General features: G+C 61.7%; 12 protein-coding genes. 7 read left to right on the forward strand and 5 right to left on the reverse strand.

Annotation, left to right across the window (positions count from 1 at the left end; genetic code table 11):
- The first annotated feature begins 98 nt into the window (after positions 1–98).
- The gene (locus IE095_RS07880) at positions 99–2,387 is read left to right on the forward strand and encodes a glycosyl hydrolase family 28-related protein (RefSeq protein ID WP_189411084.1); all 2,289 of its coding nucleotides are present in this window, start codon (positions 99–101) and stop codon (positions 2,385–2,387) included.
- Positions 2,388–2,431: 44 nt separating this feature from the next.
- Here IE095_RS07880 and IE095_RS07885 read toward each other — a convergent pair whose 3' ends face one another.
- The gene (locus IE095_RS07885) at positions 2,432–2,899 is read right to left on the reverse strand and encodes a HugZ family pyridoxamine 5'-phosphate oxidase (protein WP_189411085.1); all 468 of its coding nucleotides are present in this window, start codon (positions 2,897–2,899) and stop codon (positions 2,432–2,434) included.
- Between the two features lie 57 nt (positions 2,900–2,956).
- On the opposite strand from IE095_RS07885, the gene IE095_RS07890 reads away from it, so the two are divergent.
- The 3 genes from IE095_RS07890 (at position 2,957) to IE095_RS07900 (ending at position 8,648) form a co-directional block, all read left to right on the forward strand.
- Complete coding sequence (locus IE095_RS07890; protein WP_189411086.1) at positions 2,957–4,576, forward strand: SulP family inorganic anion transporter; 1,620 nt, start codon at positions 2,957–2,959, stop codon at positions 4,574–4,576.
- Positions 4,577–4,829: 253 nt separating this feature from the next.
- A complete protein-coding gene (gene acs, locus IE095_RS07895) occupies positions 4,830–6,776 on the forward strand; it encodes an acetate--CoA ligase (RefSeq protein ID WP_189411087.1) in 1,947 nt (648 codons plus the stop codon).
- Between the two features lie 96 nt (positions 6,777–6,872).
- Positions 6,873–8,648, forward strand: coding sequence for an MFS transporter (locus IE095_RS07900; RefSeq protein ID WP_229804627.1), 1,776 nt, complete (start codon positions 6,873–6,875; stop codon positions 8,646–8,648).
- Between the two features lie 89 nt (positions 8,649–8,737).
- On the opposite strand, the gene IE095_RS07905 is transcribed toward IE095_RS07900, so the two are convergent.
- Positions 8,738–9,586 (reverse strand): asparaginase domain-containing protein, encoded by an 849-nt coding sequence (locus tag IE095_RS07905; protein WP_229804628.1) that lies wholly within the window; start codon positions 9,584–9,586, stop codon positions 8,738–8,740.
- A gap of 154 nt (positions 9,587–9,740) precedes the next feature.
- On the opposite strand from IE095_RS07905, the gene IE095_RS07910 reads away from it, so the two are divergent.
- The 3 genes from IE095_RS07910 to IE095_RS07920 are packed head-to-tail and all read left to right on the forward strand — an operon-like array spanning position 9,741 to position 12,133.
- The gene (locus IE095_RS07910) at positions 9,741–10,436 is read left to right on the forward strand and encodes a DUF484 family protein (protein ID WP_189411089.1); all 696 of its coding nucleotides are present in this window, start codon (positions 9,741–9,743) and stop codon (positions 10,434–10,436) included.
- Positions 10,433–11,371 (forward strand): tyrosine recombinase XerC, encoded by a 939-nt coding sequence (locus tag IE095_RS07915; RefSeq protein WP_189411090.1) that lies wholly within the window; start codon positions 10,433–10,435, stop codon positions 11,369–11,371. The genes IE095_RS07910 and IE095_RS07915 overlap by 4 nt, the downstream gene beginning before the upstream one ends.
- A gap of 57 nt (positions 11,372–11,428) precedes the next feature.
- On the forward strand, positions 11,429–12,133 hold the full coding sequence (locus tag IE095_RS07920) for a CDP-alcohol phosphatidyltransferase family protein (protein WP_189411091.1): 705 nt from the start codon (positions 11,429–11,431) through the stop codon (positions 12,131–12,133).
- On the opposite strand, the gene IE095_RS07925 is transcribed toward IE095_RS07920, so the two are convergent.
- From IE095_RS07925 to ileS, 3 genes are all read right to left on the reverse strand, one after another.
- A complete protein-coding gene (locus IE095_RS07925; protein WP_189411092.1) occupies positions 12,130–12,966 on the reverse strand; it encodes an EamA family transporter in 837 nt (278 codons plus the stop codon). The two genes, IE095_RS07920 and IE095_RS07925, sit on opposite strands and share 4 nt — an antisense overlap.
- The gene (locus tag IE095_RS07930; RefSeq protein ID WP_189411093.1) at positions 12,963–13,412 is read right to left on the reverse strand and encodes a methylated-DNA--[protein]-cysteine S-methyltransferase; all 450 of its coding nucleotides are present in this window, start codon (positions 13,410–13,412) and stop codon (positions 12,963–12,965) included. The genes IE095_RS07925 and IE095_RS07930 overlap by 4 nt, the downstream gene beginning before the upstream one ends.
- 267 nt (positions 13,413–13,679) lie before the next feature.
- Positions 13,680–16,658, reverse strand: a complete 2,979-nt coding sequence (gene ileS, locus IE095_RS07935; protein ID WP_189411094.1) for an isoleucine--tRNA ligase — start codon at positions 16,656–16,658, stop codon at positions 13,680–13,682.
- Positions 16,659–16,759 lie beyond the last annotated feature (101 nt).

Here is a 16,759-nt window from a genome sequence, read left to right on the forward strand (position 1 = left end):
GCGCGGCCGCATGGGGCGGTGTTAACAGCCCCTGACTAGATCATTCGCCTATGGGGGCCGGGCAACCGGCAGAACGCGGTAGGCGAGGGTCAAGCAAGATGAACATGGCAGTGACGGACGGTTTGGTGCTGATGCCCCCGCCCTTTTCGGCGGGGCTGGCGCAATGGTCGCGCGAGGATGGGACGCCTTCGTCGGCCAGCTATGCGGGCCAGCCGAATGCGGCTTTGGTGCCCGCCGATCAGGATTTCGGTGGTTGTCTGGAATTGCAAAAGAACGAAAACGTCCAGCGCCTGCGGTTTAAGGGGCAGACGCCGCTGGAGCCGGGGCTTTATCTGCGGGTCTCGACGCGGATCAAGGCGATTTCGGGAAACCTGCCGTCGGTCCGCATTGCGGGCTATGCGGCGCGGTCGAACGGCACCAATGTGGCCAGCGTGCCGGCCCATGCGACGGCGGTGGATCTGACAACCTATGGCGAGGTGCTGGAAATCAGCGCCATCGTGGGTTCGGGCAACCGCCCGGGCAATGATCTGGTCTGGGGCATGGAACCGACCTATGGCTATTTCGGGCTGGATTTGACGGGGCCGAATGGTGGTGTTGTCAGGATTGATGATTTCCGCATTGAGGATGTGACCGAGGTCTTTCACCGCAAGTTGCTGGATGTGGTCGATGTCCGCGACTATGGCGCGCTGGGCGATGGGGTGACGGATGATTCCGCCGCTTTTGCCGCCGCTGATGCGGCCGCCGATGGGCGTGTCGTTCTGGTTTCGGCCGGACAGTACCATCTTGCTGCCAATGTCACGATCAACAGCGCGGCGCGTTTCGAAGGCACGGTCACGATGCCTGCTGGCAATCGGCTGGTGCTGACCCGGAACTATGATCTGGACAGCTATGCCGCCGCCTTTGGTTCGGATGCCGAGGGGTTTCGGCGCGGATTGCAGGCTTTGTTTTATTTCACCGACCATGTGACCTTTGACCTTAAAGGACGCCGTGTCGATCTTTCGGGGCCGGTGGATGTGGCGGCGATCACGGGGCTGGATTCCTTTGCACAGCGGCGGTTGGTGTCGAATGGGCAATTGAACGCGGTCAGCAACGCGGCTTGGGCCAATACGCAGGTGACCTCGGTTGCGAGTTATGCGCCGGGCAATGCGCGGCAGCTGACGGGTGTGGCGAATGTCGCCAACATTCCCGTGGGCGCGCGGGTCAGCGGCACGGGCGTCGGGCGTGAGGTCTATGTGACCGGGCGCAATATCGGGGCGGGAACGCTGTCGCTGAGTGCGGCGCTGTGGGGCGGTGGGGGGACGCGGACCTATACCTTTACCCGCTATAAATACCTGCTGGATTTCAGCGGGTTTGAGGCGCTGAGCCGGTTTGAGATCACGGATATGGACATCAACTGCAACGGGTTTTGCAGTGCGGTGATGCTGGCGCGGGACGGGCTGACCTTTCGCGTGGCCGATACGGTGATCAGCCGCCCCAAGGATCGGGGGATCACCTCGATCGGCGAAGGCTGTCAGGGCCTGTTCGTGGACCGTTGCCAGTTCTTGTCGGATGAACAGGCCCTTCCGTCGCAGGACCGCACGACGATTTGCCTGAACACCAATGCGAATGACGTGAAGCTGCGTGACAACCGGGTGGTGCGGTTTGCGCATTTCGCGATTGTCGGCGGCACGGGCAATATGCTGATCGGGAACCATTTCTTCCAAGGCGATGATATGGCCAGCGGGGTGCGTATGGCGGGGGTGGTGTTCACCGAAACCAGCCCCAAGTCGCTGATGACGGGCAATTACATCGACAACTGCACGATCGAATGGTCGAACGAACATGACCCTGACCCCGAGTTCAGCAATGAATTCTCGTTCGGTTCGCTGACGATCAACGCGAATATCTTTATGGTCAGCAATGTGTCGCCTTCGTTCCGCTTTCTGGTGGTGCGGCCGCGGGGGCCGGATCATTTCATCAACGGCTTGACCGTGATGGGCAACACGTTCCGCACGGTGAATGGCAGCATTGACCGGATCGAAAAGGTGGATGATTCCACGGCGGGGCTGGATTTCGGGCGGATGCGGAATGTGGTGTTCGAGGGGAACACGTTCAACGGCATTTCCGACCTGACGATGAACCCAGTGACGATTTCGCATGAACAGAATACCGCGGCGCAGGCTTGGACGGTGAACGGGGCCAGCTATCTGCCCTTTGGCGGCTGGGCGCGGAATGTGACAACCATCGTGGCCGAGGGGGAGATCACGACGGCGGGCAATGCGGGGCGGTCGGACATGCCCTATGTGCTGGTGGAGCAGGGGGCGAACAAGGACAGGGTGCAGTTGCGCTGGCCGAGTGACCTGAAGGGGCGGGTGCTGGTGACGCTGCGGATGGACAATCCGACTTAGCGAGGGGCGTGAGGGGGAAGGGGCGGTCCAATGGGCCGCCCTTTTTACAGATCGGCCGACGTCAGCCGCCAAGCACGGCCGAAGCCGCCGTTCAGCAAGGCGCTTTCGGGGATCAGATGCACCAGATCGAAATCGGCAAAGTCGATGTAAAGCGCCGCCTTGGGCTGGTGGGCCAGATAGGCGGCGCGGGTGGCGGCGTCCTTTGGCAGAAAGCGGGCGGTCACGTCGATCATCAGCCGGGGATGGGCCAAGGGGTCGCCCTTGCCCGGTTCGCCCAGCATCAGCGCCGCCTTGGGGTTGGCGCGCAAAGCGCCGTGATGGGCGGCCAGTCCGGACATGAGCGTCAGGAACCCCGGCGCAGAGGGGGCGAGGGCGACAAGGCTGATCCCCGGATAATCGCTTGCGCCAAAGGTGGCCAAAGACCCGTGCCGTGCGGCGGCGATCAACTGCCGCGCCAATTGGCGGGCGGTGTCATCGGCCAAGGCCACGGGATCGGGGTGTTTCTCTTGCATTGACTTGGCCTTTCGCGGGGCGCAGCATCCGGGGAAAGCCGAGGGTATGCAGGCATCATGGTGGACACAAGCCATCCGGGTGGGGCAGAGCGGATCCCGCTTTTTGCGCCGAAACTGATCACCATTTTCCGCGAAGGCTATCGCCTGACCGACCTGCGCGCAGATGCCTTGGCGGGTCTGACGGTCGCCATTGTGGCGCTGCCTTTGTCGATGGCGATTGCCATTGCCAGTGGCGTTGGGCCGGAGCGGGGGCTGATCACAGCGATTGTGGGCGGTTTTCTGGTGTCGGTGTTTGGCGGTAGCCGGTTTCAGATTGGCGGGCCTGCTGGGGCCTTTATCGTGCTGGTGTCGGCCTGTGTGGCGAGCATCGGGCTGCCGGGCCTGATCGTGGCGACCTTTTTGTCGGGTTTTATTCTGGCCACGGCGGGGCTGCTACGGCTGGGCGGCTATGTGCGGTTCCTTCCCTATCCCGTGACCTTGGCCTTTACCGCCGGAATTGCGCTGATCATCCTCGCCTCACAAGTCAAAGATCTGCTGGGGCTGACGTTGGGCCACGAACCCGCAGCCCTTTTGCCCAAGCTGCAAGCCCTGTGGGTGGCGCGTGAGACGATCAACCCGGCGGCCTTGGCCTTGGCCGGGCTGACCATCGCGTTGATCCTGATTTTGCGACGCTTGCGTCCGCGCTGGCCGGGTCTTTTGATGGCCATTGCTGTGGCGGCTTTTGTGGCCTGGGGGTTGGGATTGCCCGTCGAAACCATTGGCTCACGTTTTGGCGCGCTGCCGCGTATGTTGCCCGCCCCGGTGCTGCCTGACCTTACGCTGTTTGGCGAGGCTCTGCCTTGGGCTGCCAGCTTTGCCCTGCTGGGGGCGATTGAATCGCTTTTGTCGGCGGTTGTGGCCGATGGTATGTCGGGCCGCCTGCACCGCCCGGATACCGAGCTGATCGGCCAAGGTATAGCCAACATTGGGGCCGCCTTGTTCGGTGGATTCTGCGTGACGGGTACGATTGCGCGCACAGCGACGAATGTGCGGGCCGGCAGTAGAGGCCCGGTTTCGGGGATGCTGCATGCGCTGTTCTTGCTGGCCTTTCTGCTGATTGCAGCCCCCTTGGCGGCCTATATCCCCCTGGCGGCGCTGGCCGGGCTTTTGGCGGTGATTGCCTGGTCGATGGCGGAAAAGGCCGAGATCTGGGCGCTGATCCGGGCGTCGCGGGCCGATGCGGTGGTGATTGTCGTGACCTTTCTGCTGGTCGTTTTCCGTGACCTGACCGAGGGGATCGTCGCGGGCTTTGCCTTGGGCGGGTTGGTTTTTATCCGCCGCATGGCGGGAACCGCGCAGATTTTGACCGAACATCCCGAGGATGCGGTGGACGAGCAGACCCTGGTGGTGCGGCTGCAAGGACCGTGGTTCTTTGGCGCGGCGGCGCTGACCGGCGCGGCGCTGGACCGGATTGCCGATCATCCGCGCCGGATCGTGCTGGATTTCGCCGCCGTGCCGCTGATCGATTCCAGCGGGGCGCGAACGGTGGAACGGTTGGCGCAAAGGGTGCATCGGATGGGGGGGGAACTGGCCCTGACGGCGACAAGGCCCGAGGTGCGCCGCCTTTTGGCCGCGCAGGGGCTGGCGGAACCCAAGGTGCGATTCTTTCCCGACATCGCCAGCGCCCGCAAACGTTAGCGGCAACAGCACAATTCCCGTGAATTTTTCGTGACAGGCGCGTTTGATGAAAGCGCCCCTATGTGCTGCAACTTTTCAAAAATTGACAGAATGCACATAGAATATGTCAATCAATTTACAAAAAAATCGTTGTTTGATCGCTGGTTGCGGGGGTATTGACGAAAGAAAGAAGACAGATTTGCATTTTCGGCCCAAGGGCGCTGTGCAGATCGGCCAGACCCATCGGGTCACGCAGGGGGGACGTTTGACGATCATGACGGCTATCTATACGGCATCGCAGGATTTTTCGGCTTCGGCCCATGTGGACGCGGCCGGTTATGATCGGCTTTATGCCGAATCGGTGAAGGATCCTGAAAGCTTTTGGGCGCGTGAGGCGCAGCGAATCGATTGGATCAGACCCTTTACCAAGGTGAAGGACACGAGTTTTGCGCCCGGCAACGTCAGCATCAAATGGTTTGAAGATGGCACGCTGAACCTGTCGGCCAATTGCATCGACCGGCACATGATCAAACGGGCGAACCAGACGGCCATCATCTGGGAACCGGATGATCCGAAGACGCCGGCCAAGCACATCACCTATACCGAGCTTTTGGAACAGACCTGCCGTCTGGCCAATGTGCTGAAAGCCCATGGGGTGGAGCGCGGCGACCGGGTGGTTCTGTATATGCCGATGATCCCCGAGGCGGCCTATGCGATGCTGGCCTGCGCGCGGATCGGGGCGATCCATTCGGTGGTCTTTGGGGGGTTCAGCCCGGATGCCTTGGCGAACCGGATCAATGACAGCGAGGCCAAGGTTGTCATCACTGCTGATTTCGGCCCTCGGGGCGGGAAAAAGACGCCGCTGAAGGCGAATACCGATGCAGCCTTGTTACATTGCGATGATCGGGTGAAATGCCTTGTCGTGAAACATACCGGCGACCAGACCTCTTGGGTTGACGGCCGCGATGTGGACTTGAAGGCCGAAATGGCCGCAGCGAAACCCTATTGCCCCTATGTCGAAATGGGGGCGGAGGATCCGCTGTTCATCCTGTATACCAGCGGTTCGACCGGCAAGCCCAAGGGCGTTCTGCACACGACCGGCGGCTATCTGGTCTATGCTGCGATGACGCACCAGATCACCTTTGACTATCACGACGGCGATGTCTTCTGGTGCACGGCCGATGTGGGCTGGGTGACGGGCCACAGCTATATCGTCTATGGTCCCTTGGCCAATGGCGCGACCACGGTGATGTTCGAAGGCGTGCCGACCTATCCCGACGCCGGCCGCTTCTGGGAGGTCATTGCCAAGCATAAGGTGACTCAGTTCTACACCGCACCGACCGCGATCCGCAGCCTGATGGGCTTGGGGGCCGAATGGGTGGAAAAGCACGATCTTTCCAGCCTGAAATTGCTGGGCTCGGTGGGTGAGCCGATCAACCCCGAGGCTTGGAACTGGTATCACACCCATGTCGGCAAGGGTGCTGTGCCGGTGGTCGATACCTTCTGGCAGACCGAAACCGGGGGGCACATCATCACGCCCTTGCCGGGGGCCATTCCGCAGAAGCCGGGTTCGGCAACGAAACCCTTCTTTGGCGTGAAATGCGTGGTGCTGGACGCCGCGACCGGGCAGGTGCAAGAGGCGACCGAGACGGAAGGCGTGCTATGCATCACCGACAGTTGGCCGGGGCAGATGCGCACGCTTTGGGGCGATCATCAGCGGTTTGAAGAGGCCTATTTCAGCCAATACAAGGGCATGTATTTCACGGGCGATGGCTGCCGCCGTGACGCTGACGGTTACTACTGGATCACGGGCCGTGTCGATGACGTGCTGAACGTCAGTGGCCACCGCATGGGCACGGCTGAGATTGAAAGCGCGCTGGTGGCCCATGCCGATGTCGCCGAGGCGGCGGTGGTGGGTTTCCCGCACGACATCAAGGGGCAGGGCATCTATGCCTATGTCACGCTGATGAAGGGGATCGAGCCCAGCGACGATCTGCGGAAAGACCTGATCAAATGGGTCCGCACAGAGATCGGCCCGATTGCCAGCCCTGATCTGATCCAATGGGCCCCCGGCCTGCCGAAAACGCGGTCGGGCAAGATCATGCGGCGCATCCTGCGCAAGATTGCAGAGAACGACTTTGGCGCGTTGGGGGATACCTCGACGCTCGCCGATCCGGCGGTGGTCGATGACCTTATCGCCAACCGGATGAACCGGGGGTAACGCCCGGCATCCGACACGAACCGTCGCCGTCCTGCGGTGGCGGAACAGGGGAGACCGGGGAAAATCCCGGCAGTATGGAGGAGAAGGCCTATGGCCATGACAGATCTTAGCGACCCGAACGCCCGGTCGCGCCCCATGACCGGGGAAGAGCGCAAGGTGATCCTTGCGTCGTCCGCCGGGACCATTTTCGAATGGTATGACTTCTATCTTTACGGCTCACTCGCCGCCATCATCGGGGCGCAGTTCTTTACGCCCTTCCCGGAATCGACGCGCAACGTGTTCGCCCTGCTGGCCTTTGCCGCCGGGTTTATCGTGCGTCCGTTCGGCGCGCTGGTCTTTGGTATGTTGGGCGACATCGTCGGCCGGAAATATACCTTCCTGATGACGATCCTGATCATGGGTCTGTCGACGTTCTTCGTGGGTCTGCTGCCCAGCTATTTCAGTTGGGGCGTTGCGGCACCGGTCATCCTGATCATCCTGCGCATGTTGCAAGGGCTGGCCTTGGGTGGGGAATATGGTGGTGCTGCGGTTTATGTGGCGGAACATGCCCCGCAAAACCGGCGTGGCTATTACACCAGCTTTATCCAGACCACGGCCACGCTGGGCCTGTTGCTGTCGCTGATCGTGATCCTGATGGTTCAGGGTTATGTCAACGGCAACTATCCTGACCAGCCGGTTCTGGATGCGGCCGGGGCCGCTGTCATGAACGCCGATGGCACCCCTTCGATGCAGAAAGCCTTTAACGCCTGGGGCTGGCGGATTCCGTTCCTCGGGTCGATCTTCCTGCTGCTGATCTCGCTTTACATCCGTCTGACGATGAACGAATCCCCCGCCTTCAAAAAGATGAAGGAAGAGGGTGCGGCATCCAAGGCACCGCTGCGCGAGGCTTTCGGCAACTGGAAGAACGGCAAGATCGCCCTGATCGCGCTGCTGGGTCTGACCGCTGGGCAAGCCGTGGTCTGGTATTCGGGACAGTTCTACGCCCTGTTCTTCATCCAGAACATCGTCAAGGTTGACAGCTTCTCGGCCAACGTCTTTGTGGCTTGGTCGCTGATCCTGGGCACCGGCGGCTTTATCTTCTTTGGTTCGCTGTCGGACAAGATTGGCCGTAAGCCGATCATTCTGGCAGGCTGCCTGATTGCGGCGCTGACTTACTTCCCGGTCTTCTCGTTCCTGACGCAGACCGCGAACCCGGCGCTGCATGCCGCGCAGTCCAAAGAAGTTATCGTGACCGTCAACCCGGCCGACTGCTCGTTCCAGTTCAACCCGACGGGCACCGTGAAATTCACCAACTCTTGCGACATTGCCAAAGCACAATTGTCGCGGGCTTCGGTGAACTACACGACGGTCGAAGATGCGGCCGCCACCAACGCAACCGTCAAGATCGGCGACACCGTTCTGACCTCTTATGATGCGGCTGTGCTGACGGGCGACGAACTGGCGGCAGCCAAGAAAACCTTCGACACCGGTCTGGCCGACGCGCTGAAGGCGGCAGGCTATACCGATACCACGACGGTGGCCAAGGCCGAGCACTTCTTTGACATCTTCACCGGCCAGAAGATCACCATCGTGCTGACACTGACCTATCTGATCATCCTTGTGACGATGGTTTACGGGCCGATCGCCGCAATGTTGGTTGAACTTTATCCGACCCGGATCCGTTATTCGGGCCTGTCGCTGCCTTACCATATCGGCAACGGCTGGTTCGGGGGTCTGCTGCCGGCGACCGCTTTCGCCATCAGCGCCCAGACGGGGAACATCTATTCGGGTCTGTGGTATGCCATCGTGGTGGCCCTGATGACGGTGGTCATCGGTGCGATCTTTGTGCCCGGCGGAACCCACAAGAAGAACATCTTCGCCGACGACAAATAAGGCGCGGCGAAGACACGGTCCCTTCGGCGGGCCGGGTTTCACCCCGGCCTGTCCACCTGACTGGCCCCGTCGCAGGATGGGGCCATTTTTTATTCGGGCTTTTGGCTTAGCCAAAGTCGCATCAGCGCGACCTCGGGGGTTTCCCGCCCCCCATTTTCGATCCCTGCCTGCCAGATGGCGGCCCCGGCCGCATAGGCCGCCGGGACCAACCCGCCGCTTTCGCATTGGCTGACCGCGCGAAGGTGGCAACCCCTTCGCACGGCCGCCGCCAGAACCGCGTGAAGGGCTGGATCGTGCATCATGGTTCCCGCGCCAAACACCCGCAAAACCGCGCCGTCCAATTCCTGCAAGGCCGCCCGCACAAAGCCCACGGGCAGGCCCGGCGTCAGCGTCAGCACCGCCAGCCGCCGATAAGGGTCAAAGCGGCGGGCCTTGGGGGCAAAGCCATCCTGCGGGACCGAGCGGAAGGAATCCGCCGCCTGCGAATCCGATTTCACCAGCCCCGCCCCCGGCAGAACCTTGCCCGCAAAGGCCAGCCAGACCCCCGGCTTGCCCTGCGCCGCCTGCAACGCCAAGGCCAGATTGCCCTCGGAATCGCCGCCTTGCCCCAGGGGTTTCATCGACCCACACAAGACCACCGGAAACGCCAAATCCCCTAGGGCCTGCGACAAGGCCGCGCCTGTCAGCGCCATCGTGTCGGTGCCATGCACCACGATCACGCCATCGCCCCGGAAGCCCTCGATCAAATCCAGCATCCGGTTCCAGTCGCGCGGGCCGATGTCGGCGCTATCCACAAGGGGATCGAAGACTTCCATCCGTGGCGCAACACCCAGATCGCGCAGGGCCGCCTCGACCAGCCCCTTGCCCGGCTGCAAACCATTTGGCCCTGCCACCATGCCGATTGTCCCGCCGGTGTGGATCACCAGAATATCCGCCATCATCGCCCCCGGAATGCCCTTTTGCGCGGCATATCAGATACAGAAACCCGCAAGAATCCCCGAATTTGCAGCCCGCGACCAAGGAAGGACTTTTTCCACAGGCCGATCTGCCGCTATAGTTGCCGTAAAGAACAAGAATGACGGGCAGTTTTACATGTTGAACGCTGACTTGCGGGACCGGCTTTTGGCCGAGCCTGATGTGATTCTGGAAGACCGCGATCTGATGCGGGCGCTGATCGAGGCGAATGGCCGCCTGATGGGCGACAATGTCGTCGATCTGCGCGGCATCGCGATGGACAAGCTGGAAGAGCGTCTGGCGCGGCTGGAGGATACGCATCGGACGGTTATCGCCTCGGCCTATGAAAATCTGGCGGGGACGAACCAATTGCATCGGGCGGTGATCCAACTGTTGGATCAGACCGATTTCGAAGGGTTTCTGGCCGTGCTGAACGGGCCTTTTGCGGTGCAATTGCGGGTGCAATCGGTGCGGTTGATTCTGGAAACTGCACAAGAGGCGGATGAACCGGCCTTGCGGCAGGTGGATGATGTGGTGCGCGTGGCAGAAAAAGGCTTTGTCGAAAGCTATTTGACGGGAGGGCGTCCGGTGGTGGCGAAACCCGTAACCCTGCGTCGCACGACGGCGAAAAATGCGGAACCGGTCTTTGGCCGGGCGGCGCGCGAAATCCGGTCCGAGGCGCTGATGGCGCTGGACCTTGGCCCCGGACGTCTGCCGGGCCTGCTGGCCTTGGGCGCGTCGGACCCTTTGCAGTTCAAACCGGCGCAGGGGACGGAATTGCTGTCCTTCCTGGCGGGGGTGTTCGAACGCCTGATGCGGCGCTGGCTGGCATGACTCTGGCGCTTTCCCCTGCCGCCCGCGACGCGTTGGAAGGCTGGTGCAGCCATCTGCGCGGTGTTTCGGGCGCGGCGGAAAAGACCATCATCGCCTATCGCGCGGATGTTCTGGGCTGGTTGTCGTTTCTAGGGGAGCATCGCGGCGAAGGGCTGGGTGTGCCCGCGCTGATCAGCGTGCCGCTGTCCGACCTGCGCGCCTGGATGGCGCATGAACGGGGCAGGGGCCTTTCAGCGCGGTCGCTTTCGCGGGCCTTGTCGGCCGTCAAGCAGTTCACCGGCTGGCTGACCGACCGGCATGGCGGTGATGCCACCGCCGTCTTGCAGGCCCGGGCGCCCAAATTTCAGCGCAAACTGCCGCGTCCGTTGGAAACCGACGATGCGGCAACCGTGCTGGACCGGGTCGCCGAACAGCCGCGTGAGGAATGGGTGGCCGCCCGCGATCAGGCGGTGGTGACGTTGCTTTACGCCTGCGGCCTGCGGATTTCCGAGGCGCTGGGTCTGACCGGGCGTGACCATCCCTTGCCCGCTGTGCTGCGGATCAAGGGTAAGGGAGGCAAGACGCGCCTTGTGCCCGTCCTGCCGATGGCGGCCGAGGCGGTGGCGCGCTATGTGCAGCTATGCCCCTTTGACCTTGATGCAGAGGGGCCGTTGTTCCGGGGCGCGCGGGGTGGGCCCTTGAACCCGCGTCTGATTGCGCTGGCGATGGAGAAAGCCCGCGCCACTATGGGCTTGCCTGCAACCGCGACCCCCCATGCCCTGCGCCATTCCTTTGCAACGCATCTGCTGGCGGCGGGCGGGGATTTGCGCAGCATTCAAGAGTTGTTAGGTCATGCCTCGCTTTCGACCACGCAGGCCTATACCGCCGTCGATGCAGGCCGCTTGTTAGAGGTCTATGATCGCGCGCATCCGCGCGCCGCAGGTCAGGATTCTTGACGGTGCTGGCCTGCTTTGACGATTGCGCGGTGGCGAATTTTCGGCGATGACAGAGACATGACACCACGTCTTCAAGCCCTTGCCGTTCATCTGTTCACCGCGACCGGTGCTGTTCTGGCCATGTTTGCCATGCTGGCCGCGGTGGATCAGAAATGGGATGTGATGTTCCTGTGGCTGGTGGTGGCGCTTTTCGTCGATGGAATCGATGGGCCGCTGGCCCGCCGCTATGATGTGAAAAAGAACTGGCCGACCTATGATGGGGTTCTGCTGGATCTGATCGTCGACTTTCTGACCTATGTCTTCATTCCCGCCTATGCCCTGTTCCGATCCGGCCTTTTGCCCGGCTGGACGGGGTGGCTGGCGATCATCGTGATCACCTATGGTTCCGTGATCTATTTCGTCGACACGCGGATGAAGACGAAGGACTATTCCTTTGCCGGGTTCCCGGCTTGCTGGAACATGGTGGTGCTGGTGATGTTCGCCCTGCATCCGCCGCAATGGGTGATCCTGCTGGTGGTCATTCTGCTGAGCCTGACCATGTTCACGAACCTTAAATTCATCCACCCCACCCGCACACCACGGTGGTATGAGTTGAACTTGGGCATGACCATCGCCTGGGTCTGTTTTGCGACCTGGGCCGCCTGGATGGATTTTTCGGTCGGTTCCTTCACCAATCTGGGGCTGATCGTCACCTCGGTCTATCTGGCCTTGGCAGGGATCGTGCAGGAAATGCTGCCGGAACGGCCCGCGCGGATTCGCTAGACTCGCATCAGAATGACGCCTGTGACGATCAAGCCCGCCGCGATGGCCTTGTCTCGGGTCATGCGTTCGCCAAAGATCAGCCATCCGATCAGGACGGCAAAGAGGATCGAGGTTTCGCGCAAGGCGGCGACCAAGGCCAGGGGGGCGACGGTCATGGCCCAGACCGAGACCGCATAGGCCCCGTAACTGGCCCCGGAGGCAAAGGTGCCCAAGGCCCAAGAACGGCCATCGCGGGGCAGGGTTTTGAGGCCCTTCCACGCGAGGATGCCGCTGGAAAAGATCAAGCCATCGGCCACGAAAACCCATGCGATATAAGTGACGGCATCGCCCGACACCCGCGCGCCCAAGCCGTCGATCAGGGTATAGGTGGCGGTGGCGGCGGCGGAACCGAGAGCCCAGGGCAGCAGGCGGCGGTCTTCGTCGCCGTGAAAGACGCCGCGGGCCATCAATAGGATGCCTGCGCCAAGGACGGCGACGGCGAGGTAACCTTTCAGGCCGACGACATCGTCAAGGAAAATCGCGCCGATCACGGCCACCACCATGGGGGCGGCCCCGCGGGCGATGGGGTAGACGCGGCTAAGGTCGCCGCGGTCGTAGGCGGTGATCAGAAAGAATTTATAGGCGAAATGGGTGCAGCCTGCCGCGATGACCCAGGGAATCGCCGCCGGGTTCATCGGGCCGCTGACGGCGACCACGGCCAGACCGATGGGGATTTCGGTGAGGGACAGGATCAGCATCCCGCCCAGACGAGAGGCCCCGGTTTTGATCAGGGCGTTCCAGAGGGCGTGAAGGAAGGCCGCGCCGAGGACGGCGAGAAGGACGCCGAGGGTCAAATCAAGAGCCCCCCGGCGCCTTCGTGGCGCAGAAGGGCGACCTTGGTTTCCACCCCACCGGGGGCGGAGAAACCGCCCAGTCCGGTGGCCCCGAGAATGCGGTGGCAGGGGACGAGGATGGGCAGGGGGTTGGCCCCGCAGCCTTGGCCGACGGCTTGGGCCGTCACCCCCAGATCGCGGGCGAGGTCGCCGTAGGTTCGGGTTTCCCCGAAAGGAATGGCCAGCATCGCGGCGCGCATTTTTCCGGCGAAACCGGGGGCGGGGGCGAGGGGGAGGTCGAAGGACTTCCGGTGGCCCGCAAAGTAGGCGGCGAGTTGGGTGATCGCCTCGGCCAGGACCGGGGAAGGATCACCCCCACCGGGGCCCCAGAAGAGGGCGGTGATTTGGCCGGCCTCTTCGGTCAGGGTCAGGGGTCCGAAAGGGCTGGGGGCGGTGGCGCGGTGCATGGGGGGATATTGGTGGGGAATCTGGGGCGGGGCAAGAGGGGGTTTTCACGCGTGAAATGGGGGGTAGTGGGTTGAAAGTGTTGGAATAAAGGGAATTTGGATGATGTGGTTAACGGTTCTGCCGCGTGGGGGATGGGTAGATTGCCCATCCTATGTTTGTGGGTTGCGGGAGGATGATGGGCAGATTGCCCATCCTACTTGTGCGGGGTGGGGGAAAGATGGGCAGATTGCCCATCCTACGCGATGGTAGGATGGGCCATTGGCCCATCAACCCAATACGCCATCACACCGCGCGCAAACCCCCGCGTGTTTATGCGTCCCAACATCCGGCAACACCTTCCAGCAGCGTTCGCATTTTGTGCCGGGGGCCATCTGGAACAGCACGGCCACCTCCGGCACATCGCCCAGGCTGAAGGCCCCTTCCGGGGCGATGGCGTCCGACACCAAAATATCGCTGGTGATGCACAGATCGGCAAAGGCGACGCTGCCCAGCAGCGATTTCATCGCCGGGGTCACATGCACGGCGGGGGCGGCTTCCAAAGACGAACCGATGATCTTGGCCGTCCGCTGGACCTCCAAAGCCCCGGTCACGACACGCCGCACGGCGCGGATGTCGTCCCATTTCGCGGCCAGCCCCGCATCCAGCCATTCCGCTGGCGTTTCCGGCATGTCCACCAGATGCACCGAGGACTCCTCGCCCGGATAGCGTTCCAGCCAGACTTCCTCCATCGTGAAGACCAGAATGGGCGCAAGCCATGTGGTCAGGCGGTGGAACAGGATGTCGAGCACCGTGCGCGCCGAACGCCGCGTGTGGCTTTCCGGGCCGTCGCAATAGAACGCATCGCGGCGGATGTCGAAATAGAGCGCGGAAAGGTCGGTCGAGGCAAAGGTGAACAGCTTTTGGAACACGCCTTGGAAGTCATACTGCGCATAGCCTTCGCGCACCTGCTGATCCAGTTCGGCCAGACGGTGCAGCACCCAGCGTTCCAGTTCCGGCATGTCCTTGACGGCCACCTTTTCGGCATCCGTAAAGCCCGAAAGGTTGCCCAGCAGGAAGCGCAGGGTGTTGCGCAGGCGGCGGTAGCTGTCGGCCGTCCCTTTCAGGATTTCCTTACCGATGCGCAAGTCCACCGTGTAGTCGGCCTGCGCCACCCAAAGGCGCAGAATGTCGGCACCGTATTCGTCGATCACCTGTTGCGGGGCCACCGTGTTGCCCAGCGACTTGGACATTTTCATGCCCTTTTCATCCAGCGTGAAGCCGTGGGTCAGCACGCCGCGATAGGGGGCGCGGCCCTTGGTGCCGCAGGCTTGCAGCATCGAGGAATGGAACCATCCGCGATGCTGATCGGTGCCCTCAAGATACAGATCGGCCAGACCGTCCGACGAACCATCGGCGCGGTCGCGCAGAACGAAGGCATGGGTGGAGCCGGAATCGAACCAGACATCCAGCACGTCAAAGACCTGTTCATATTGCGATGGGTCCACAAGGCCCGTCAGGATGCGGTCTTTGAAACCTTGCACAAACCAGACATCGGCGGATTCTTTTTCAAAGGCGTCGATGATGCGGGCGTTCACTTGCGGGTTGCGCAAAAGGAAATCAGGGTCTGTGGGTTTCGCGCCCTTTTTGACAAAACAGGTGAGGGGAACGCCCCAAGCGCGCTGGCGGGACAGCACCCAATCGGGGCGGGCCTCGATCATGGAATGCAGGCGGTTGCGGCCTGTGGCGGGGGTCCAAGTGACAAGTTGGTTGATGGAATTCAAGGCGCGCTGGCGGATGGTTTCGCCATAGGTGGTCATGCCGTCGTTCAAGGGTTTGTCGATGGCGACGAACCATTGGGGGGTGTTGCGATAGATGACGGGGGCCTTGGAGCGCCAAGAATGGGGGTAGGAATGTTTCAGCTTGCCCTTGGCGAAAAGCGCGCCGGTATAGGCCAGTTGCTTGATGACCGAAACGTTGGCGGGGCCTTCCTTACCATCAGGCAGGATGATGTGCTGCCCGCCGAAAAGCGGCAGGTCGGCGCGGTAAGAGCCGTCGGGTTCGACGTTGTAGGTGAGCGCTTCCGCCAATGCGCTGGCATGATCAATGTTCCGAAGGATAGCCCATTTTGCTGTCTCCTTAACGAACAGATCATAGTCGTCGGCACCATGAGAAGGCGCGGTGTGAACAAAACCTGTGCCAGTATCTTCGGTAACAAAATCGGCCGCCAGCACGGGGATCATATAGTTATCAAAGTCCCAGTATCCTTCCGCGCCCTCGCGCCCAGAAAACGGGTGAGCAAGGACTAGCTCAGACAACTGAGCCGACGAAATCTTATCCAAACGCTCCCATTTAACGACGTCACCCTTTTCAAGAGTCGTTTCTGCAAGCGCGTCGGCCAAAATCAGGATGTCACCCGATTTTGTGGATGAGTTCTGATTGGCTTCTGTAACCTTGTAAACACCATAGGAAATGGTTGGGTTGAATGCGACGCCCCGATTGGATGGAATGGTCCAAGGGGTCGTCGTCCAGATGATAATGCTGGCGTCAAACAATTCCTCAATGTCCACAGACTTGGGCACATCAACGGGATTGACACCTTCAACCTTAAACCGCACCCAAACCTGATGGCTGGTGTGGTCGTGGTATTCCACCTCGGCCTCGGCCAGTGCGGTTTTCTCGACCGGCGACCACATGACGGGTTTCGAGCCCTGATAAAGCGAGCCGTTCATCAGGAACTTCATGAACTCTTCGGCGATGACCGCTTCGGCGTGGTAGTCCATCGTCAGGTAGGGGCGGTCCCATGCGCCGGTGACGCCCAGGCGTTTGAATTCATCGCGCTGGACGTCGATCCAGCCTTCGGCGAATTTTCGGCATTCCTGGCGGAAGGCGACGGTATCGACGTTGTCTTTGTTCAGGCCCTTGGCGCGGTATTGCTCCTCGATCTTCCATTCGATGGGCAGGCCGTGGCAATCCCAGCCGGGGATATAGCGGGCATCCTTGCCCATCATCTGCTGGGAACGGACGACCATATCCTTGAGTATCTTGTTCAGGGCATGGCCGATGTGAAGATGGCCGTTGGCATAGGGGGGGCCGTCGTGAAGGGTAAAGGGTGTACGGCCCGGTTTCTGGCGAAGGCGGTCATAGACGCCAAGGCGCTGCCAGCGGGCGAGCCAGTCGGGTTCGCGCTGGGGAAGGCCTGCGCGCATGGGGAATTGGGTTTCGGGCAGAAAGACGGTGTTGGAATAGTCAGGCGTATCGGCGCACATCGGGGCGGTCCTTAGGGGAAGGGCAGGGGAAACGGCAAAATCCCGGCAGCGGACCCCAAAGGGATCAACGCGCCGGGCTGGTAATTCGCCGAATGCGGTTC

This window comes from Neogemmobacter tilapiae (assembly GCF_014652215.1).
Lineage (GTDB): Bacteria > Pseudomonadota > Alphaproteobacteria > Rhodobacterales > Rhodobacteraceae > Neogemmobacter > Neogemmobacter tilapiae.